Annotated in this window: 16 protein-coding genes; 10 read left to right on the top strand and 6 right to left on the bottom strand. The window is 70.9% G+C overall.

What is annotated here, in order from left to right:
• The first annotated feature begins 15 nt into the window (after window positions 1–15).
• The 3 genes from GTY96_RS22645 (at window position 16) to GTY96_RS22635 (ending at window position 4,185) form a co-directional block, all read left to right on the top strand.
• Entirely contained in the window at window positions 16–966 is a 951-nt protein-coding gene (locus GTY96_RS22645) for a diguanylate cyclase (RefSeq protein ID WP_143906814.1), read from the top strand.
• A 166-nt stretch (window positions 967–1,132) separates the two neighbouring features.
• On the top strand, window positions 1,133–2,713 hold the full coding sequence (locus tag GTY96_RS22640) for an ATP-binding protein (RefSeq protein ID WP_143906815.1): 1,581 nt from the start codon (window positions 1,133–1,135) through the stop codon (window positions 2,711–2,713).
• Window positions 2,710–4,185, top strand: coding sequence for a sigma-54-dependent transcriptional regulator (locus GTY96_RS22635; RefSeq protein ID WP_143906817.1), 1,476 nt, complete (start codon window positions 2,710–2,712; stop codon window positions 4,183–4,185). The genes GTY96_RS22640 and GTY96_RS22635 overlap by 4 nt, the downstream gene beginning before the upstream one ends.
• A gap of 28 nt (window positions 4,186–4,213) precedes the next feature.
• On the opposite strand, the gene GTY96_RS22630 is transcribed toward GTY96_RS22635, so the two are convergent.
• On the bottom strand, window positions 4,214–5,551 hold the full coding sequence (locus GTY96_RS22630; protein WP_143906819.1) for a replication-associated recombination protein A: 1,338 nt from the start codon (window positions 5,549–5,551) through the stop codon (window positions 4,214–4,216).
• Window positions 5,552–5,672: 121 nt separating this feature from the next.
• On the opposite strand from GTY96_RS22630, the gene GTY96_RS22625 reads away from it, so the two are divergent.
• Genes GTY96_RS22625 through GTY96_RS22615 form a run of 3 tightly spaced genes read left to right on the top strand, consistent with a single transcriptional unit; the run spans window position 5,673 to window position 9,200 of the window.
• A complete protein-coding gene (locus tag GTY96_RS22625) occupies window positions 5,673–6,518 on the top strand; it encodes an NAD(+)/NADH kinase (protein WP_143906821.1) in 846 nt (281 codons plus the stop codon).
• 52 nt (window positions 6,519–6,570) lie between these two features.
• The gene (locus GTY96_RS22620) at window positions 6,571–8,406 is read left to right on the top strand and encodes a serine/threonine-protein kinase (protein WP_161665746.1); all 1,836 of its coding nucleotides are present in this window, start codon (window positions 6,571–6,573) and stop codon (window positions 8,404–8,406) included.
• A gap of 14 nt (window positions 8,407–8,420) precedes the next feature.
• Entirely contained in the window at window positions 8,421–9,200 is a 780-nt protein-coding gene (locus GTY96_RS22615; RefSeq protein WP_143906825.1) for a YdcF family protein, read from the top strand.
• A 53-nt stretch (window positions 9,201–9,253) separates the two neighbouring features.
• Here the strand turns inward: GTY96_RS22615 and GTY96_RS22610 are convergent, their stop codons facing one another.
• The 5 genes from GTY96_RS22610 to GTY96_RS22590 all read right to left on the bottom strand — a co-directional run bounded on the left by GTY96_RS22610 (window position 9,254) and on the right by GTY96_RS22590 (window position 13,593).
• Window positions 9,254–10,846, bottom strand: coding sequence for a bifunctional metallophosphatase/5'-nucleotidase (locus GTY96_RS22610; RefSeq protein WP_143906827.1), 1,593 nt, complete (start codon window positions 10,844–10,846; stop codon window positions 9,254–9,256).
• Between the two features lie 162 nt (window positions 10,847–11,008).
• On the bottom strand, window positions 11,009–11,755 hold the full coding sequence (locus GTY96_RS22605; RefSeq protein WP_143906829.1) for an MBL fold metallo-hydrolase: 747 nt from the start codon (window positions 11,753–11,755) through the stop codon (window positions 11,009–11,011).
• The gene (coaD, locus tag GTY96_RS22600; RefSeq protein ID WP_143906831.1) at window positions 11,752–12,249 is read right to left on the bottom strand and encodes a pantetheine-phosphate adenylyltransferase; all 498 of its coding nucleotides are present in this window, start codon (window positions 12,247–12,249) and stop codon (window positions 11,752–11,754) included. The genes GTY96_RS22605 and coaD overlap by 4 nt, the downstream gene beginning before the upstream one ends.
• An 85-nt stretch (window positions 12,250–12,334) precedes the next feature.
• The gene (locus tag GTY96_RS22595) at window positions 12,335–12,943 is read right to left on the bottom strand and encodes a TetR/AcrR family transcriptional regulator (RefSeq protein WP_143906833.1); all 609 of its coding nucleotides are present in this window, start codon (window positions 12,941–12,943) and stop codon (window positions 12,335–12,337) included.
• A gap of 113 nt (window positions 12,944–13,056) precedes the next feature.
• The gene (locus tag GTY96_RS22590; RefSeq protein WP_143906835.1) at window positions 13,057–13,593 is read right to left on the bottom strand and encodes an adenine phosphoribosyltransferase; all 537 of its coding nucleotides are present in this window, start codon (window positions 13,591–13,593) and stop codon (window positions 13,057–13,059) included.
• Between the two features lie 310 nt (window positions 13,594–13,903).
• On the opposite strand from GTY96_RS22590, the gene GTY96_RS22585 reads away from it, so the two are divergent.
• The 4 genes from GTY96_RS22585 (at window position 13,904) to GTY96_RS22570 (ending at window position 21,098) form a co-directional block, all read left to right on the top strand.
• Window positions 13,904–17,158 carry a DEAD/DEAH box helicase gene (locus tag GTY96_RS22585; protein WP_143907074.1) on the top strand — a complete coding sequence of 1,085 codons (3,255 nt, stop codon included), beginning with the start codon at window positions 13,904–13,906 and terminating at the stop codon, window positions 17,156–17,158.
• Window positions 17,159–17,315: 157 nt separating this feature from the next.
• Window positions 17,316–19,049, top strand: a complete 1,734-nt coding sequence (gene recN, locus GTY96_RS22580; protein WP_161665745.1) for a DNA repair protein RecN — start codon at window positions 17,316–17,318, stop codon at window positions 19,047–19,049.
• Window positions 19,050–19,154: 105 nt separating this feature from the next.
• On the top strand, window positions 19,155–19,955 hold the full coding sequence (locus tag GTY96_RS22575) for a Stp1/IreP family PP2C-type Ser/Thr phosphatase (RefSeq protein WP_120526812.1): 801 nt from the start codon (window positions 19,155–19,157) through the stop codon (window positions 19,953–19,955).
• A gap of 225 nt (window positions 19,956–20,180) precedes the next feature.
• Window positions 20,181–21,098, top strand: coding sequence for a M23 family metallopeptidase (locus GTY96_RS22570; protein ID WP_143906839.1), 918 nt, complete (start codon window positions 20,181–20,183; stop codon window positions 21,096–21,098).
• Window positions 21,099–21,100: the final 2 nt, after the last annotated feature.

Here is a 21,100-nt window from a genome sequence, read left to right as displayed (position 1 = left end):
TTTTACGGGGACACGGTGAAAGCCCAGCCCTACTCGCTTCTGGTGGTGGATGACTCGCAGATGTTGCTGCCACAACTGGTGCGCGCGCTCGGTCCGGAGGACTTCGCGCTCCGGGTGGCGCGCTCCAGCCAGGAGGCGCTGGGGCTGACCCAGGAGGTAGACGGCGTCCTGCTCTGCCCCGGCGAAGGGGACCCCGCCGCGGCCCACGACCTGATGGAGGCCCTCACCCCTCCCCAACCCGCGCCCCGGCCCGCGGTGGTCGTCCTGGCACCCCCGGAAGCGCGGGTCCTTCGCTTCACCGCCCTGCGCCGGGGTGCTGAGGTGATTCTGACCCCCTTGGACGAGGAAGAGCTGCGTCTGAGGCTCTACCGGAGCCTGGAGGCGCACTCCAAGTGGAAGTCACTCCACTCCCAGGTGGAGGAGCTGCGGCGGCTGGCGGTGACGGACGGGCTCACCCAGGTGCACAACCACCGCTACTTCCAGGAGCGGCTGCGCGAGGAGTTCCGCCGGGCGCAGCGCTACGACGAGAGCCTGTCGCTCATCCTGGTGGACCTGGACCACTTCAAGAACATCAACGACGCCCACGGCCACGGCGCCGGGGACCGGGTGCTGCGGGAAGTGGCCGCCGCCCTCCAGCACAGCGTGCGGGAGACGGACCTGGTGGCCCGCTACGGAGGGGAGGAGTTCGCCATCCTGCTGCCCTGCACCCACCTGCCCGGCGCCCTCACCGTGGCCGAGCGCATCCTCAAGGGCGTCCGGGAGCTGCACGCCGGCCCGGAGGGGGCCCTGCGCGTCACCGCCTCGCTGGGCGTCTCCAGCTTCCCCCACCGCGCCATCCTCGCCCCCGAGCAGCTCCTGGTGACCGCCGACGAGGCCCTCTACCGAGCCAAGCGCGAGGGCCGCGACCGCGTCTGTCTGCACCCCCCCGCGCCCCTGTTCTCCGCGCCGCCCTCCCGGGCTGGCTGACCCAGGGGTCAAAAACCCGGGGTCGGATTTGACCCGTTTGAAAGGGGAGGGTCTATAATGACCCTGACCCTTTTTGTCATGTCCTGGAAAATGGGCGTGATTCCCGGGGTTTATCCAAATCTCCGGTTTGGCAAGGCCATTGCAAATGTCGGACTCCGGAAAGTCCATGGGAACCCTGGTGGCACAAGCGCAGGCGCAGGACCCGGTCGCCCGAGGGCGGCTGCTGCTCGTGGACGACGAGGAGAACATCCTCAAGTCCATCCGGCGGGTGCTGCGACGTGGTGAGTGGGACATCGAGACGGCGACGGACGCGGAGACGGGCCTGCGCGCGCTGGAGCGGTTCCGCCCGGAGGTCGTCATCTCCGACTTCCGCATGCCGGGGATGAACGGGGTGGAGTTCCTCACCCAGGTGAAGCTCCAGGAGCCCCGGGCCCAGCGCATCATGCTGACGGGGCAGGCGGATCAGCAGGCCATCGAAGAGGCCATCAACCGCTCCGAGATCTTCCGCTTCATCTCCAAGCCCTGGAACGACAGCCACCTGGTGCTCACGGTGAAGAGCGCCTTCGAGCAGTACGCGCTCCACACGGAGAACGACCGGCTCTACCGCGTCACCCAGGAGCAGAACGCGGAGCTCAAGCAGCTCAACGCGGACCTGGAGGAGCGCGTCGCGGTGCGCACGCGCCTGCTGTCCGCGGCCAAGCGCGAATGGGAGCTGTCCTTCGACTGCATGGAGACGCCGCTCGCGGTGGTGCGCGCGCGGGACTTCGCGGTGCGCCGGGCCAACGTCGCGTACGCGCAGGTGGCCCGCCGCTCCATCGAAGAGGTGCCCTCCGACGTCCCGTGCCACCAGTACCTCTTCGGCCGGGACACGCCGTGCGCGGGCTGCCCGCTGCCCTCCGCGATGGAGAGCGGCAAGGGCGCGCGGGGCGAGGTGCAGCAGGGCGGGCGCAGCTACGTGGTGGCCGCCTATCCGTTCTCCGGCGACGACCGCGCGGTGTGCACCTACCGCGACGTCACCGAGGAGCAGGCGATGACGCGCCGGCTCATCGAGACGGAGAAGATGGCCGCGGTGGGGCAGCTGGCGGGCGGCGTGGCCCACGAAATCAACAACCCGCTGGGCGGCATCCTGGCCTTCGCGCAGCTCATGTCGCGCGACGCGGGCCGCAGCGACGGCGACCTGGAGTCGCTGAAGCTGATTGAAGAGAGCGCGCTGCGCTGCAAGCGCATCGTGGAGAGCCTGCTGAAGTTCAGCCGGCACAGCCGCGTGGAGGACCGCCGCCTCTTCGACGTGTCCAAGTGCGTGGAGGACGCGGCGGTGCTCTTCCGCGCGCAGCTCAAGTCCATGCCCAAGGTGGAGCTGACGCTGGGCCTCAAGGACGGCCTCCCCAAGGTGTACGGCGACCCCGGCACGCTCGCGCAGGTGGTGCTCAACCTGCTGCAGAACGGCCTCCAGTCGCTGCCCCAGGCCGAGGGGCGCCTGTCCCTGGAGACGGGGCGCGAGGGCGACCGGACCTTCTTCGCGGTGACGGACACCGGGACGGGCATCGAGGAGCGCCACCTGCCGCGCATCTTCGAGCCGTCCTTCACCACCAAGCCTCCCGGCGAGGGCACGGGCCTGGGCCTGTCCATCGCCTATCGCATCGTCCAGGACCACGGGGGCACCTTCCAGGTGGACACCCACGTCGGCCAGGGCTCCCGCTTCACCGTCTTCCTGCCCATTCCCCTGCAGCTCGAGAGGTTGCCGTGAACCAAGTCAAGCGCGCCAAGGTCCTCGTCGTGGATGACGACTCCGTCGTCCTCAAGGCCGTCACCCAGATCCTCCAGCGGGAGGGGCACCCGGTCGTGGCCATCGACGACGCGGTGGAGGGGCTCGCGGCGGCGAAGGATCCGTCCATCGACGTGGTCGTGCTGGACATCAAGATGCCGCACCTGTCCGGCATGGACCTCCTGCGCGCCATCAAGGCGGACCGCCCGGACGTGGAGGTCATCATGATGACGGCCTTCGCCACCGTGGAGACGGCGGTGGAGGCGGTGAAGGCGGGCGCGTACGACTACCTCACCAAGCCCTTCGAGAACATCGACGAGGTGAGCCTCACGGTGGCCAAGGCCGCCGAGCGCAAGGCGCTGAAGGACCGCACCCGCGCGCTGGAGGAGGCGCTCACCGCGCGCAGCCAGTTCGAGGACCTCATCGGTCAGTCCTCGCAGATGCGCGCCGTGTTCAAGCTGGTGGAGACCGTCAGCCACTCCACCGCCACGGTGCTCATCCAGGGTGAGAGCGGCACGGGCAAGGAGCTGGTCGCCCGCGCCATCCACTACCGCAGCGCGCGCCGGGACAAGCCCTTCGTCGCCGTCAACTGTTCGGCGCTCACGGAGACGCTGCTGGAGAGCGAGCTCTTCGGCCACGTGAAGGGCAGCTTCACCGGCGCCACCGGCAACAAGAAGGGCCTCTTCGAGGCGGCCGACGGCGGCACCATCTTCCTGGACGAGATTGGCGACGTGCCCCCGGCCACCCAGGTGCGCCTGCTGCGCGTCCTCCAGGAGGGCGAGGTCAAGCGCGTGGGCGCCAACGAGCCCGTGAAGGTGGACGTGCGCGTCATCGCCGCCACGCACGTGGACCTGTCGCGCGCCAAGGAGCAGGGCAAGTTCCGCGAGGACCTGTTCTACCGCCTCAACGTCATCACCATCGACCTGCCGCCCCTGCGCGACCGCCCGGAGGACGTGCCGCTGCTCGCGCACCACTTCCTCAAGGTCTACGCCTCCAAGGCGGACAAGAAGGTCACCGGCATCAGCCCGCGCGCCATGGAGGCGCTCACCTGCAACCGGTGGACGGGCAACGTGCGCGAGCTGGAGAACGTCATCGAGCGCGCCGTCGTGCTCACGGCCAACGACGCCATCGACGTGGAGGACCTGCCGCCCGGCTTCCAGGCCGCGCCCCAGGCCGACTCGGCGGTGGAGGTGTTCAGCCTGGCGCACCTGCCGTATGCCCAGGCCAAGCGCCTGGCCATGCGCGCCTTCGAGCGCCGCTACCTGTCCGCGCTCTTGGAGAAGAACAACCACAACGTCTCCAGCGCGGCGCGCGCGGCGGGCGTGGACCGCTCCAACTTCCGCCGCCTGCTCAAGCAGTACGAGGTCGCCGGCCGCAGCATGAAGCCGCGCTCGCCCAAGGGCCCGGACGCGGACAGCGGGGCGGCCGTGCCCGCGCTGGAAGCCGTGTCTTGATGGGCCCTGTCCGGGAGGGGCGGCGCCTTCAGCCGTCCTCTCCGGGCTCGCGCTCGCCGCGCCGGGCGGCGAGCTGCTGCTGGATGGCTTCGTAGCGCTCGGACAGCTCCGCCTCGAAGCCGTTCTGCGTCGGGGTGTAGAAGCAGCGCGAGCGCAGCGCTTCGGGCAGGTAGTCCTCCGGGACGTAGTTGCCCTCGAAGTTGTGCGGGTACTTGTACCCGCCGCCGTAGCCCAGCGACTTCATCAGCTGGGTGGGCGCGTTGCGCAGGTGCATGGGCACCGGCAGCGCGCCCTCCTTCGTCACCGCCTCGCGCACGGCCGCGTACGCGGCGATGACGGCGTTCGACTTGGGCGCGAGCGCCAGGTACGTCACGGCCTGCGTGAGGGGCAGGGTCCCTTCGGGCAGGCCCATCAGCTGGAAGGCCCGCAGCGCGTCCACCGCCACGCCCAGCGCGCGGGGGTCCGCGTTGCCCACGTCCTCCGACGCGAAGATGACCATGCGGCGGAAGATGAAGACGGGGTCCTCGCCCGCCTCCAGCATCCGCGTCATCCAGTACAGCGCCGCGTCCACGTCGCTGCCGCGCATGGATTTGATGAAGGCGCTGACGACGTTGTAGTGCTCCTCGCCGCCCTTGTCGTAGAGCAGCATCTTCTGCTGGAGCGCCTCCTCCGCCACCTTGCGGTCCACCGCCGTGCGGCCGTAGGCCGCCGCGGCCTCCAGCGCGGTGAGGGCCTTGCGCGCGTCGCCACCGGCCGCGTCCGCGATGAACTCCAGCGCCGCGTCGTCCACCGTCACCTTGCCGCCCAGGCCGCGCGGGTCCGCCACCGCGTGGCGCATCACCGCGATGAGCTCCTCCTGCTCTAGCCCGCGCAGGGTGATGACGCGGCAGCGGGAGAGGAGCGCGGCGTTCACCTCGAACGAGGGGTTCTCCGTGGTGGCGCCAATCAGCGTGACGGTGCCCTTCTCCACGTGGGGGAGCAGCGCGTCCTGCTGCGACTTGTTGAAGCGGTGGATTTCGTCGATGAAGAGCAGCGTGCGCTGGCGGTGGAGCTTCCAGCGGTCCTGCGCGCGGGCCACCGTCTCGCGGATGTCCTTCACGCCCGCGAGCACCGCGGACATGGTCTCGAAGGCGGCGCCGGTGGAGCGCGCGACGAGCTGGGCGAGCGTCGTCTTGCCCGTGCCGGGCGGGCCCCAGAGGATGAGGCTGGGCACCTGGTCGCTCTCCAGGGCGCGGCGCAGGAAGCGGCCCTCCCCGGTGAGGTGCTCCTGGCCCAGGTACTCGCTGAGCGAGGTGGGGCGCATGCGCTCGGCGAGCGGCGCCAGGACGGCCTGTTCCTTCTGGCTGGCGTGGTCGAAGAGGTCCATGGGGTCCGCAAACCTAGCGTCCAAATCTCCCTGTCGCGCCCCCTTGTGATGTCCGGGGCTGGGCAGGTGCGTCATTTTCCTTGGAGGGCTGGCTGGCGGGCTGGACTAGAACCTGGGGGGCGTGAAGACCCTGGCCATCGTCGCGAAGCGAGACACCCCGCAGGCCGTGGCCCTGGCGGCGGAGATCCACGAACGGCACCCGGACCTGACCGTCCTGGCGGACCGCGCCCTGGCGCACGCGCTGAACTGGCCGCGCATGGAGGACCGGGAGCTGGCGTCGCGCGCGGACCTGGTGGTGGTGCTGGGCGGGGACGGCACCCTCATCTACGCGGCGCGGCTGTTGGGGGGCCGCGACGTGCCCATCATCGGCGTGAACCTGGGCAGCCTGGGCTTCATGACGGAAGTGTCCGTGGAGGAGCTCTTCAGCCGGCTGGACGACGTGCTGGCGGGGAACTTCCACGTGGACTCGCGGATGAAGCTGTCGTGCCGGCTCCTGCGCGGGGGCAAGGTCCTCATCGAGGACGAGGTCCTCAACGACGTGGTCATCAACAAGGGCGCGCTCGCGCGCATCGCGGACCACGAGACGTCCATCGACGGGGTGCCCATCACCACCTACAAGGCGGACGGCGTCATCCTGGCCACGCCCACCGGCTCCACGGCGTACTCGCTGTCCGCGGGCGGGCCCATCGTGCACCCCTCGGTGGACTGCACCATCCTGTCGCCCATCTGCTCGCACGCGCTCACCCAGCGCTCCATCGTGGTGCCGGCGGACCGCACGATTCGCGTCACGCTGAAGAGCGAGACGGCGGACACGTACCTCACGCTGGATGGACAGACGGGGCACTCGCTGCAGGGCGGCGACTGCATCGAGGTGGTGCGCTCGCCCAACCGCGTGGCCCTGGTGCGCAACCCCGGCGTGGCCTACTTCACCATCCTCCGTCAGAAGCTCCACTGGGGCGAGCGCTGACGGACGGGGTGGGGCTCCCCTCCGGGGCGAGCGCTGGGGTAGCGTCCAGCCCGTGACGACGGGTGGGCCCACGACGCGCTTCGGGAAGTACGAGCTGCAGGAGCGCCTGGGCGCGGGCGGGATGGCCGTGGTGCACCGCGCGCGCTTCACCGTGGCGCAGGGGGTGTCCCGGTCCGTGGTCATCAAGCGCGTGAGGGATCCGTTCGCGCAGGACCCCGCCTTCGTGCAGATGTTCCTCAACGAAGCGCGCATCTCCATGGGGCTGTCGCACGGCAACATCGTCCAGGTCTTCGACTTCGGGCAGGAGGAAGGGGAGTACTTCCTGGCCATGGAGTGGGTGGACGGGCAGCCCCTGTCGAAGGTGCTCAAGCGCTCGAAGCTGAAGGGCCTGTCGCACCTGCCGGCGCCGCTGGCGGTGCAGCTGCTCATCGAGGTCTGCAAGGGCCTGCACCACGCGCACACGCGCCGCGACGAGCAGGGCCGCGCGCTGGGGCTGGTGCACCGCGACGTGTCGCCGGACAACGTCCTGGTGAGCCACGAGGGAGAGGTGAAGCTCACCGACTTCGGCATCGCGAAGGCGCAGCTGTCCGGGCGGCCGGAGACGGAGGCCGGCGTGGTGCGCGGCAAGTACCTCTACCTGTCCCCGGAGCAGACGCGGGCGGAGGCGGTGGACGCGCGCTCGGATGTGTACACGGCGGGCGTGGTGCTCTTCGAGCTGCTCACCGGCCGCAGGCCCGTGGAAGGGGACACGCGCGAGGTGATGGAGCGCATCGCGAAGGGCCACCTCACGCCCGCGCAGACGTACGCGCCGGACCTGGACCCGTCCCTGGGGGCCCTGGTGTCGCGGGCGCTGGCGCTGAAGCGCGAGGATCGCTTCCTCAGCGCGGAGGACTTCCAGCGCGCGCTGGCGGAGTGGCTGGCGTACCGGGCGCCGCTGTTCCCCGCGTCCACGCTGCGCCACCTGATGGGCTGGCTCTTCGAGGAGGAGCTGAAGCTCGCGGGGCAGCCGCCGCGCATCCCGGAGTCCTTCCTGCGTCAGGTCGCGGTGTGGACGGGGGAGGGAGGGGGCGGGGGGCCGGAGGAGCCGTCGCGGGCGTCGTCGGTGCACCGCGCGCACGCGACCGCGTTTCCGGAAGACCATGTGCCCGGGGCGCTCGTGGGGGCCGCCGCGGAGGAGTCCAGCGGAGTGGTGCCCGGCTGGGTCTGGCCGGCGCTCGTCGCCGTCGCGGTGCTGTTCTTCGTGGGGCAGGCGGTGCTGCCGCAGGTGTCCGCGCCGTCGGTGCGCAAGCTCCAGGTGGTGACGAATCCGCCCGGCGCGGCGGTGCACTGGGACGGCACGCAGGTCGGGATGACGCCGATGACCGTCCGCGTCGCCCCGGGGCAGGCGTCCCATCAGTTGGAGTTGCGGTTCGTGGGGTATCGGCCGTGGACGACCTCCGTGTCGGAGGCGGCGGTCCCCGAGCGGGTGCAGGTGGCGCTGGAGCGGCTGCCGCCCCCGCCGCCTCCGCCCGAGCCGGTGGTGGAGCCGCGGGTGAAGGACTCGCCGCCGGACGTGCCGGAGCGCAAGCGGAGTCCGGTGAGCCTCCGGAAGGAGAGCCGCGACGCGATGGATTGGATGGCGCAGTCCCCCGCGGCGGGCGCGGCGTACACGCTGGGCCAGGAGCTGCTCGTGGCCGGCAAGACATCCCAGGCGGGTGAGGAGTTCTGGCGCTGCCTGGAGCTGAAGGCGACGGCCGCGGAGTGCCACCTGGGCCTGGGGCGCGTGGGGGCGCGGACGGACCGGGACGCCATGGCCCGGGAGGGCTACGAGCGCTATCTGGACCTGCGTCCGCGAGGCGCGGGGGCGGACGAGGCGCGCCGGTATCTCAACTCCCGGTCGGCCCGGTAGCGCGGCGAGCGGCGATGTTCCTCGTCCTGTCCAAGCTCTTGGATCTGCTGCTCTCGCCGCTCACCTGGGGGCTGCTCCTGGGCGTCGCGGGCCTGCTGCTGCGCCGGTGGAAGCGCCTGTCGGTGGGCTGTCAGGTGGCGGCGGGGGTCGTGCTGTATGCGTTCTCCATCGAGCCCACGGTGGCGGTGCTGACGCGCGCGACGGAGGCGGCCGCGGTGAGCACCTGGCGGCCGGACACCGTGTACGACGCGGTCATCCTGCTGGGCGGCGGGTTGGATGCGGCGGCCACCGAGCGCTCAGGCCAGCCGGAGTACAACGCCGCGCCGGAGCGGATGATGCGGACGTTCGAGCTGCTGCATGACGGCCGCGCGAAGCAGGTGCTGATCTCGGCCGGCACCCTGGACACGAGGCCCGAGGCGCTGGTGGAGGCGGACGTGCTGGCCGCGCAGTTGGAGCACTGGGGCATCGCGCCCGAGCGCATCGTGAAGGAGGGGCGCAGCCGCAACACCCGTGAGAACGCGCTGGAGTCGGCGCCGCTGGTGCGCGAGCACGGCTGGAAGTCGCTCCTGCTGGTGACGAGCGCCGCGCACCTGCCGCGCGCGGCCGGCTGCTACGCGGCGGTGGGGCTGCGGGCGGACACGCTCGCGGTGGACATCCGCTCCTCGTCCCTGCCCCTGGGGAGCATGAGCTGGTTGCCGCGGGCCGGAGGCCTCAGCCAGAGCACGGACATGCTGCGCGAGCTGGCGGGGAGGGTCGTGTACCGGCTGCGTGGCTGGACCACGCCCTGGCGGTAGGGACGGGGGGCTCGAAGCGGTCCGCCCGCGCACCGGCGCGGGCGCGTGGCCCGCTACTTCATGGACGGCGTCACGTGGACTCCGCCCGGAGGCGCCCCCACCAGCGCGATGCGCCCCTGGGGCTTCGCGCGGGGCGCGGGCTTGCCCGTGCTGAAGGCTCGACTGAGCACGTCCCACGGTGAGGGGATGTCCTTGCTCATGGGGAGCAGGGGCACGTCCTTGAGCATCGTGTAGCCGTCGTTGCCCGCGGCCACGAAGCTCAACGTGGCCAGCCGGTACACCGCCGCGTCGTCCAACGGCCGTCCCTTCACCTCCACCTTCGTCACGCGCTCGCCCGGCGCCTTGCGCAGGTCGTAGGTGAAGCGCAGGCCGGACACCTGCGGGAATCGGCCCGGAGGCTTGCCATCCACGCTGTTCAGGCTGACGCCATTCTCCAGCGCCGCGCGCAGCGTGGCGCCCTTCACATCCAGCACGACCAGCTCGTTGCGGTAGGGCATGAGCGAGTACAGCTCGCGCCGGGTCATCCTCCCGGCGGGCAGCACCCGGTCCGCGCGGACGGCGCCTCCGTTGACGAGCGCCACCTCCGCGCCCGTGGCCTCGCGGAACGCATCCGCCAGGAACGAGCCCAGGTTCGTCTCCCCCAGCCGGTTCTGCGCGCTGCGCGCATCCAGCGCCACGGGCGAGCGGCCAATCCCCTCCGCCAGCGTGGCCAGCAGCGGCGCGTAGGGCTTCATCTGCTCATCGAACGCCGCGTCGTTGGGGACCTTGGAGGTGATGGGAATCACCTTCCACGCCAGCTTCTTCACCGCGCCCGTCTTCGCGTCCAGGTCCAGCGTGAGCCGGCCCAGGTCGATGGCGTCCTCGTCCAGCTTGAAGATGGGCGTGCCCGCGACCGTCTCCTCCACGCGGTCGTGGTCGTGCCCGCCGATGATGAGGTCCACGCGCACGCACTTGGCCAGCTCGCGGTCCTGCTCCACCGAGAGGTGCGTGAGCCCCACCACGAGCTGCGCGCCCGCGGCCCGCAGCTCGTCCACGGAGCGCTTCGCCGCCTCGCAGAACGGCGTGATGCGCGTGTCCTTGCCCGGCTTGGACGAGTTCTGCGTCTCCGGCAGCACCACGCCGAAGAGGCCCACCTTCACGCCGCCGACGTCGCGCAGGTCCCACGCCTTGAGCCCGTCGAACACCTGCCCCGACTTCTTGCTCAGCACGTTGGCGCCCAGCCACGGGAAGCGGGACTGGTGGATGCGCGCGCGCAGCACGTCGTCCCCGAAGTCGAACTCGTGGTTGCCCACCGTGGAGTAGTCCAGGCCGAGCGCGTTCCACGCGTCGATCATCTGCTTGCCCTTGAGCGCCTCGCCCGCCACCTCCGCGGACGACTCCACCGACGGGGAGAGGGTGTCGCCCGCCAGCAGCGTGAGGACGTGCGGCGACTCCTTCAGCGCCTGCTGGCGCAGCGTGGCCACGCGCGACAGCCCGCCCCGGTTCTGGGCGGTGGGCTGGAACTGGTAGACGTCATTGAGGTGGAGGATCGTGAGCCGGACCGTGTCGGCGGGCGGTGTCGGCGAGTCGGCCCCGGAGGCCCGGGTGGCCAGCACCAGCGCGAGCGGCAGCAGCACCGCCCAGGTGCTCACGGTCTTCTTCATCATCGGCAAGTCGTTCTCTGGCAGGGGGACGGGGGAGCGCCAATCCCACTCGGCCTAGCGCACTCGGCGCATGAAGGCGAGCGGACTGGACATGGCGCAACGCGCAAGCTCGCAGCCCTTCTTCCCGGAGGATGAAGGGCATCCGGCCAGCCGCGCGGTCCTCCCTCAGACGGTGTAGCGCCGCCCCTGCGCCAGCGGTTCGATGACGCTGCCGCTCGCGTCGAACAGGTCCGGGTAGTGGATGAGGCGCATCTTCGCGCGCGTGGCCTCCGGCAGGGCGGCGAGCTTCTCGTAGGGCGTGTGCACCCCGTAGTTCGTCTCGTGGATGACGAGGTCCGCTTCCGACAGCCACGCGATGAGGCCTTCGTCGAACGCGGTGTCCGCGCTGTAGCCCAGGCACCGGCCTCCGGCGCGGATGCGGAACGCGGTGGTGGGCACGTGGTGGTAGGTGAAGCGGCACTCGATTTCGAACGGGCCGTGGCGCACCGCGCGCTCCAGGTGCAGCGGCGTGTGCGTGAAGTAGTCCTCGAAGTGCTTGTCGCTGGGCCCCGCGCCGTGCTCCTCGATGAGGCACTCCATGCCCGCGGCCAGGTGGCCCTCCCAGAGGCGCCGGGTGATGCTCGGGTGCGCGAGCAGCTCCATCTTCCGCTGCAGCACGAAGAACGAGAAGTAGGCCAGGCTCTCCAGCCCGGAGGCGTGGTCCGCGTGCAGGTGCGTGAGGGCCACGGCGCTGACGCGCTCCACGTCCAGCGGCACGCCAGAGGACTCGGAGGCCTCGCGCATCATCTTGCGGATGGGGTGCGGGCAGTCGATGAGCAGCACCTGGTCCTCCGCCTCCACCGCGAGGCACGACGAGTAGTGGAGCGCGGAGAAGGCATCACCGACGCCGAGGGGAATGAAGGACAGGCTCATGGGTGGCTCCGGACGGAAGGGGACAGCCGCTCGCGCAGCTTCGCGACGACGGCGGGAGGGCAGTAGGCGGACACGTCCTCGCCGCGCGTGATGCGCTCCTTGAGCGCGCTGCTGGACACCTCGGCGAGGTGCGCCTCCGCGGGGAGGAAGAGGGTGGACAGTTCAGGCGCGAGCGCCCGGTTCATCTGCGCCAGCTCCGTCTCGAACTGCGCATCCGTGGCGCCGCGGACCCCGCGCAGGAGCACGCTCGCGCCAATCTCCCGCGCCAGCTCCACGATGAGCCCTTCGGTGAACGTGACGGTGACGTTGGGGTGCCGCGCCACGGCCTCACGGATGAGCGCGATGCGCTCGTCCGCCGTGAGCAGCGTGCGCTTGTTCGGGTTGACGGCCACCACCACCACCACGTGGCTGAAGAGGCGGGCCGCCTGGCGCACCACCGACAGGTGTCCCGCCGTGACGGGGTCGAAGCTGCCTGCGTAGATCGCGATGGTCATCACGACACCTCACGAGTCCTCCCGGCCCTTGAAGGTCCGGGGGAAGAAGACAGACCGGCCCCGCGCGGCGGGGGGGAAGGGGGCCTCATTCGTCGTCCTTCGCGCTGGCCGCGTCCAGGAGCCCCGCCGCCATGCGCTTCACGGTGCCCGCCGCGGACCCCGGAGGCACGAGCCCGGGCGCGCTCGCGGAGAGCACGAAGTAGCCCTGGATGGCGGCGAAGAGGCCCGCGGCCAGCGGACGCGCGCGGCGCTTGCCCACCACCGCCGCGACCAGTGACTCCAACTGCTCCAGGTCCGCGCGGACGACCTCCTCGTAGGCGACGCGGACCTCCGGCTGCCGGATGGCCTCCGCGCTGATGGTCACCCAGCCCGCCACCGCCGCCACGTCCGCGTCCGGCCCGGTGGCGAGGAACGCCTCCACGAACGCCTCCACCCGCCCGCGCGCGTCGTCCGCCGGAAGCTTCGACAGCCGGCTGGCGAAGCGCTGCCGCGCGCGAGACGCCAGCGAGCGCACCAGGGTCAGGAGGATCTCCTGCTTGTCCTCGAAGTGGTAGTGCACCAGCCCCGCGCTCAGCCCGGCCGCGCGGGCGATCTCCGCCACCGACGCGCCCTCGTAGCCGCGCTCGGCCATGGCCTTGAGCAGCCCGGCGACAATCTGCTCCCGGCGCGCTTCGGTGTTGGAGGGTCGAGGCATGGTCCGATTTGTTTCTAGGTTGTGTGACCAACTTATAAACACGCCCGGCGCGGCCGTCAACCGGACCCGCGTGCCGCCGGGGCCGGGACGGCGTGCCTGGGGAGGAGGGTGGCCTAGAAGGTGAGGAGGGAGGTGACCTTGTCCGGGCCCAGCCGCTTCGCGCCCTCGAGGAAGTCGAGGGTGATGAGGAAGCTGTAGCCGACAATCTGCCCGCCCAGCCGTCCGATGAGCCGGCCCGTGGCGTCGGCGGTGCCGCCCGTGGCGAGCACGTCATCCACCACGAGGACGCGCTCGTTCTGGAGGATGGCGTCCTCGTGCATCTCCACGCCGTCCGCGCCGTACTCCAGCGAGTAGCGCTCCACGATGCGCTTGTGGGGGAGCTTGCCGGGCTTGCGCGCGGGGACGAAGCCGGCGTCCAGGGCCAGCGCGATGGGGGCGCCCAGGAGGAAGCCGCGCGACTCCACGCCCACGACCTTGGTGATGTGCTGGCCCCGGAAGGGGGCGGACATGGCGTTGACCACGCGGCCGAAGAGGCGGGGGTCGGCCAGCATGGGGGTGATGTCCTTGAAGACGATGCCGGGCTTGGGGAAGTCCGGCACGTCGCGCAGGACGGCCTGGAGGTCGGAGACGAGCGTGGGGTCGAGGGACATGGGGGCTCCGGAAGGGGGACGGCGGTCAGGGCGGCGGACGCTGCTGGCGGGGGCCCCGGTGCCCCGGGCACCTGTCCCGGGGGGCGTCCGGCCCGTCGGGCCCCCGGGTGGGAGGCCGGAGGGGCGACGGCCGCGGAACGGGCGGGCTGGGACGGGACCAGGACATGGCGGACGTTGATGATCTCACAGCTTCGCGCTGGCGGACCGCATCCGCTGGCCGACGCCGTATTTTTTCCCGCGCGCGGGGAAGCCGTCGCTGTGTTAAGCGAGGCGGTTCCCCCCGACCAAGGAGTCTGGGGCCTTGCAAGCCGTGCAAACCACCGCTGACACCCGAGACCCTCTCTCCCCCCAGGACGGACTCTGGCTTCGCGCCCTCAAGGCCGAGGTCCAGCCCGCCACGTTCAAGAAAGGCCGTGAGGTGGCCGAGGGCCGCCGCGTCTTCGGCCTGACACGTGAACCCGAACGCATCCGCGCGCAGGTCGCGGGACCGTCCGGGGAACGCTACGACGTCGCCCTGGTTCCAGGAGAGGGGAAGGTTGTTTCCTCCTGCACCTGCCCGGTGTGGAACACCATGGGCCCGCATTGCGAGCACGTGGTCGCCGTGGCACTCATCTACGCGGCCCGGTTCCGGCCGCCGCCCCCGCCGCAGAAGGTCGCCCCTCCGCCACCGCCGCCTGACGTGGTGGAGGAAGCGCCCATGGACGACGAGGCGGAGCTCCCCGGCGGAGTGCCGGGGGTGGACGGCGTCGTCCTCCCCGCGCTCGCGAAGGTGGAGAGCTGGCTGGGCCTGTCGTCGCTGCCAGACTACGAGTTCCTCTACCGGCTCACCCCCGCCAACACGAGCACGGGGGGCTCCAACGGCCGCCACTGGGTCGTGGATGTGCGCCGTCAGGACGCGCAGACCAAGGGCCCCGTGCACGTGAAGCGGCTGCTCCAGGCGGGCAGCCGCATCGCGCCCGCGGACGAGCGCATCTTCATGGTGCTGTCGCGCCATGAGCACCGCTACGACTCGCGCATCGTGCTGTCCGACGAGGACCTGTGCGAGGTGCTGGAGCTGCTGCGCCAGCGCCGGGTCATCTACCGGGGCACGCCGCTCGTCTACATGGACGCGCCGGTGCGGCCGCAGATCCACCTGGAGTCGCGTCCGGACGGCGCCACCGCGCAGATCGAGCTGCTGTTCCCGGACGGCGTGGGCTACCCGCTCAAGGACGTCATCGTGCTGGCGGGCCGGCGCACCTGGGTCATCCAGGCGCAGAACCTCCACCCGGTGGAGCCGGACTTCCCGCCGCGCCTGTTGCGCAAGTGGCTGCTGGAGCCGTCCATGGCCTTCCCGGCCGGACAGCTGGACCGGGTGCTGACGTTCTTCGCCGCGCACCTGCCGCGCTTCCGCATGTCGCTGAAGGCGGACGACATCGAAGTCGACGAGTCGGTGGAGCCGCGCTTCGTGCTCACCCTGGAGGGCGCCGCCGAGCGCGTGAAGGTGCAGCTGGCCGCGCGCTACGGACAGACGACCGTGGCGGTGTCCCCCACGGCGACGCACCTGGGCTACGCGAGCGGCGTGGGCGAGGAGGCCCGCAAGCTGTACCGCCGCCGAGACGAGGTGGAGCGCTCCGCGGGCAAGCTGCTCCTGGACCAGGGGCTGCGCTTCGACCCGGGCGCGCAGGCGTTCGACGCGACGGGTGACGTGGCCCTGGAGTTCTGGGCGCGAGGCCTGGCGAGCCTGCCCGCGGAGTGGGAGCGCTACGGCGTGCAGGCGCTCAAGGTGCGGCTGCGTCCGAAGCTCAAGCCGCGCATCCGCGTGGGCATGAGCGGCGTGCAGTGGTTCGACCTGGACGCGGAGTTCGTGACCGACGACCAGGCCGTGGACCTGGGCGCCGTGCGCATGTGGCTGGACTCGGGGCGCAAGTTCGTGCCCCTCAAGGACGGCTCCTTCGCGGAGGCGGACGTCGAGGAGCTCAAGCGCGTCGCGGACCTCCTGGAGGAGGCGGGCGCCATGCCCGGCCGCACCCGCACCCGGTTGCCCCTGCACCAGGCGGTGGCGCTGGACCTGCTCGCGGACCTGAGCGAGTTCACCGAAGTGGAGGCCAAGGCCCGTCAGGCCATGCTCGCCCTGCGCGAGTCCGCGGGCGTGCCCAAGGTGGCCGTGCCGGAGGGGCTCCAGGCCACGCTGCGCCACTACCAGGAGGCGGGCCTGTCCTGGCTTTGGTTCCTCCGCCGCCACGGGCTGTCCGGCATCCTCGCGGACGACATGGGCTTGGGGAAGACCATCCAGTCGCTGAGCCTGATGCAGAAGGTGGCCAACGACGAGGGGCGCAAGCCGTCGCTGGTGGTCGCGCCCACGAGCGTGCTCGCCAACTGGGAGCGCGAGGCGGAGCGCTTCACCCCGGGCCTCAAGGCCATGGTGTGGCACGGGCAGGACCGCCGCGAGCGCGCCGAGGACCTGAAGGGCATGGACCTGGTGCTGACGTCCTACGCGCTGGTGCGCCGCGACCTGGAGCAGCTGTCCCAGGTGGGCTTCCGGTACGTCATCCTGGACGAGGCGCAGAACATCAAGAACGCGGACAGCGCCACCGCGCAGGCCTGCAAGTCGCTGCCCAGCGAGACGCGGCTCGCGCTCACCGGTACGCCGCTGGAGAACCGGCTGTCGGAGCTCTGGAGCATCTTCGACTTCCTGATGCCCGGCTTCCTGGGCAGCGCGGAGGGCTTCAGCGACCGGTACGAGCAGCCCATCCAGGTGGCCAACGACGCCACCGCGAAGGACCGGCTGCGCCGCCGCATCCAGCCCTTCATCATGCGCCGGCTCAAGACGGAGGTGGCCAAGGACCTGCCGCCGAAGACGGAGAGCGTCGCGTGGTGCGAGATGGAGCCCGGCCAGGCCGCGCTCTACCGCGAGGTGCTGGAGGAGAGCCGCCGCAAGGTGCACGAGTCCATCGAGAAGGTGGGCTTCAAGAGGAGCCGCGTGTCCATCCTCGCCGCGCTGATGCGCCTGCGGCAGGTGTGCTGCGATCCGCGCCTGCTCAAGATGCCGCCCGGCACGCTCCTGCCGTCCAGCGCGAAGCTCGAGCGCTTCATGCAGCTGGTGGAGGACCTGGTGGCGGAGGGCCACCGCGCCCTCGTCTTCAGCCAGTTCACGGAGATGCTGGAGCTGCTCAAGCAGGAGGCGGACAAGAAGGGCCTGCGCTACCTCTACCTGGACGGCCGCACCAAGGACCGCATGGGCAAGGTGGACGAGTACAACCGCCCTGACGGCCCGCCGCTGTTCTTCATCAGCCTCAAGGCGGGCGGCACCGGCTTGAACCTCACCGCCGCGGACTACGTCATCCACTTCGACCCGTGGTGGAACCCCGCCGTGGAGGACCAGGCCACGGACCGCACGCACCGCATCGGCCAGACGCGCGCGGTCATCAGCTACAAGCTGATTACGCGCGGCACGGTGGAGGAGAAGATCCTCAGCCTCCAGCGCCGCAAGCGCGACCTGGCCGCCGGCGTGCTCGGCACGGACGGGGACGACATGGGCCGCAACCTCACGGAACAGGACATCCAGGAGCTGTTCACCGAAATCTGATGCGACCCAGGAGCGTGGGAAGGGTTGTAGCCCCAACGGCGCCGCCCTCCCACCCGCTCTCCCGTCGTGCGCACGACCCGAACACCTGTGCAGTGTCATCAGGACCTGCTAGGGTGTTCAGGTGTTGGGGCCGTCGTACGGACCGCGGAGGGCGCGCGTGCTGCTGGGTCTTCGGATTTCGAACGTTGCGGTGATTGAGGAGGTGGAGGTGGCGTTTGGCGCCGGCCTCACCGTCCTCACGGGTGAGACAGGGGCCGGCAAGTCCATTCTCGTGGACGCGCTGGGCCTGCTGCTCGGGGGCAGGGCGGATGCGGACGTCATCCGCGCGGGCTGCGAGGACGCGGCGGTGGAGGGCGTGTTCGCCCGGACGCCCGTGCTCGGCGCGCGCCTGGAGGAACTGGGCCTGCCGGACCTGGGAGAAGAGGTGCTCGTGCGCCGCGTGCTCGGGCGCACCGGGCGCGGAAAGGTCTACGTCAACGGCGCGCTGGTGACGCTGGGCGTGCTGGGGAAGCTCACCCGGGGCGCGGTGGACATCGCCGGCCAGCACGAGCACGTGAGCCTCTTCGACTCCGGGCTGCACCGGGTGCTGCTCGACAAGTACGGGGGCCTGGACGAAGCGCTGGCCGCGTACGGCCGCGAGTGGGCGAACCTGCGGGAGGTGGACGCGCGCATGGACGCCCTGGGCGGTGACGACGCCAAGGTGCGCGAGCGCGCGGAGTTCCTGCGCTTCCAGCTGGACGAAATCACGCGCCTGGAGCCGGAGTCCGGCGAGGACGTGAAGCTGGACGCGGAGCGCCGGCGGCTGGGCAGCGCGCAGAAGCTCAAGCGCCAGGGGGCGGAGGCGGAGCTGCTGGTGGCGGGCGAGGCGCCCTCCGCGGTGGAGATCGTCGGGCGCGCGCTGGGGCTCGTGCACGAGGGCGTCAAGTGCGACGCGACGCTCGCGCCGGTGGCGCAGTCGCTCAGCACGGCGCTGTCCGAACTGGAGGAGGCGGCGCGCCGGCTCAACCGCTACGTGGAGGGGCTGGAGTCCGACCCCGGGCGGCTGGGCGAGGTGGAGGAGCGGCTGGACGCGCTCAAGCGGCTGTGCCGCAAGCACGGCGTGACGCTGGACGGCGTCCTCCAGAAGCGCGGCGAGCTGGAGACGGAGCTGGGCACGCTGGAGAACCGGCGCGAAATCCTGGAGGAGCTGAACCAGGAGCGCCGCCGGGTGGAGGAGCGGGCGCGCAAGGCGGCGCAGGCGCTGTCCCGCGCGCGCAAGGCGAGCGCCGGGGCCTTCTCCCAGCAGGTGCGCGACGGGCTGGGGGGGCTGGCCATGGGCAAGGCCGCCTTCGAGGTGCGCGTCACGCCTGGAGAGGCGCTGCGTCCGGACGGCCTGGACGAAGTGGAGTTCTTCTTCAGCGCGAACCCGGGCGAACCGGCGCGGCCCCTGGCGAAGGTGGCCTCCGGCGGCGAGGCGAGCCGGCTGCTGCTCGCGCTCAAGCGTGCACTGGCGGACAGTGACGCGTGCGGCTGTTACGTGCTGGACGAAGCGGACGCGGGCGTGAGCGGCGCCATCGCGGACGTGGTGGGTCGGATGATTCGCGAGGTCAGCTCCCACCGGCAGGTGCTGTGCATCACGCATCTTCCGCAGGTGGCGGCCTACGCGGACGCGCACCTGCTCATCCGCAAGAGCATGAAGGGGGAGCGCACCGTGTCCCAGGTTCTCCCTCTGGCGGCGGGCCCCGAGCGCACCCAGGAGCTGGCGCGGATGATGTCCGGCGTGGAGGTCACGCGCGAGGCGCTGGGCGCGGCGGAGGCCCTGATGCGCTCGGCCCACCGCTCCCCGCGGGCGCGCCGGGAGTCGGGTCCGGAGGGCACCAGCCCCCGGGGCCGGCTGCGCCGGACGGCCTGAATCGGGGCCGGAAGGTGGGGGTGACCCAGGGGGAGGGGTATGACGCACTGCGAGTTTTCGTGCGCGTCCTTGCCCCCTCCTTGGGGCTCACATAGCATCCGGCGCGTGTCCAGCACCGCAGGGCAGACCGCGGCCCCCCGCCATAAAGTCATCTCCGCTGGCCTGACGGACGTCGGGCGCAAGCGCAATCACAACGAGGACAGCTTCCTCATTGACGATGAGCTCCAGCTCTACGTCGTGGCGGACGGCATGGGTGGGCACGCGGGTGGCGGTACCGCGTCGCGCATCGCCGTCGAGACCATCGACAAGGAGCTGAGGCGCGCGCGAGAAGGGCGAGACAACCCCTTCGTCAGCGTTCCCAACCTCCAGGATTCGCCCATTCCGGAAGCGCTCCGGGGCGCGGTGGAGAAGGCCTGTCAGGCCATCTACCTCACCGCCCAGGATGATGCGCGCCTGTCCGGCATGGGCACGACGGTCATCTCCCTGGTGGTCCGTGACGAGCACGCGTTCTTCGCCCACGTGGGTGACAGCCGCGCGTACCTCATCCGCGGCGACCTCATCCAGCAGATCAGCGAGGACCACTCCCTGGTCAACGAGCAGATCAAGGCGGGGATGATCACACCGGAGGAGGCCAAGCACTCCCGGTACAAGAACATCATCACCCGCTCCGTCGGCTTCGAGGAGGAGGTGCAGGTGGACGTCATGGGGCTCGTGTCCGAGCCCGGCGACGTGTTCCTGCTCTGCTCGGACGGCCTCGCGAACATGCTCGAGGACCGGGAGATCCACGACGCCGTGGCGCGCCACGCGAGCCTCGACGAGGTGCCCAAGCACCTCATCGACCTGGCCAACGAGCGCGGCGGCGACGACAACATCAGCGTCATCGTCGTGCGCATGCAGGGCGGGTGAGGTCCGGCTCCGGGGCGCGATGGGGCGTGCCCCCGAGTCTGTTGACCTTGACACTCTTCAAAGGCGGATGATAGCTGCCCCAACCTTTCCACCCATTGAGAAACGCCAATGGGTGACGGTGCGGGAGGGGCGGGCGGTGGGGGAGGTGTTGCGCGCGCGGGGAGCGACTTAGCTTCTGGCGCCGGAAGTCCCACGTAGCGGCAAGGGTTTCCCCAGGAGTGGTCCGTGGCCAAAAAGTCCTTCACGCTGATGGTCATCCCGGACCACGACGCTCCGGTGAAGCGCTACACCATCCAGCGCTCCTGGTTGGTGCAGGTGGGCATGGGCCTGATGCTGATGGCGGGCCTGGGCGCCGGTGCGAGCATCCACTACCTCCAGGTGGCCGCGGACGCGTCGGAGAACCGCATCCTGCGTGAGGAGAACCTCACGCTGCGCTCCCAGCTGAAGTCGGTGCGCGAGCGCATCGAGCACATCGGGTCCACGCTGGACCGCGTGGAGCGCTTCGACCAGAAGCTGCGCGCGGTGACGCTGCTGTCGGATCCGCAGCGCAACCTGGCCATGGGCCCCACGGAGCCGGAGACCGGCACGTCCGCGCCCGCGACGGACACGCAGTTCACCCAGCTGACGACCACGGACACGCCCAAGGTGCTGCTGGGCCGCCTGGACCGGCTCTCCGCGGAGGCCACCCGTCAGGAGCTGAGCCTCCAGGACCTGCAGGCCTACTTCCAGGACCAGAAGTCGCTGCTGGCCTCCACGCCGTCGGTGTGGCCGGCGCGCGGCTGGGTGACCAGCGATTTCGGCCAGCGCCTGGACCCGTACACCGCGGACCGGGTGACGCACGCGGGCCTGGACATCGCGGCGCCGCACGGCAAGGAAGTCACCGCGCCGTCGGACGGCACGGTGGTGTTCGCGGGCCTGGAGGGCGGGTACGGCAACGTGCTCGTCATCGACCATGGCTACGGCATCAAGACGCGCTACGGCCACCTGTCCAAGATCCTGGTGAAGGCCGGCGACCGCATCAAGCGCGGCTCGCCCATCGCGGCGGTGGGCAACACGGGCCGCTCCACCGGCCCGCACCTGCACTACGAGGTGCGCGTGAACGGCGTGCCGCAGAACCCGCGCAAGTTCATCCTCGAGGAGTAGGC

Source organism: Corallococcus silvisoli (assembly GCF_009909145.1).
In the GTDB taxonomy this organism is placed as follows: domain Bacteria; phylum Myxococcota; class Myxococcia; order Myxococcales; family Myxococcaceae; genus Corallococcus; species Corallococcus silvisoli.
This window is presented reverse-complemented; position numbering and strand designations above follow the sequence as displayed.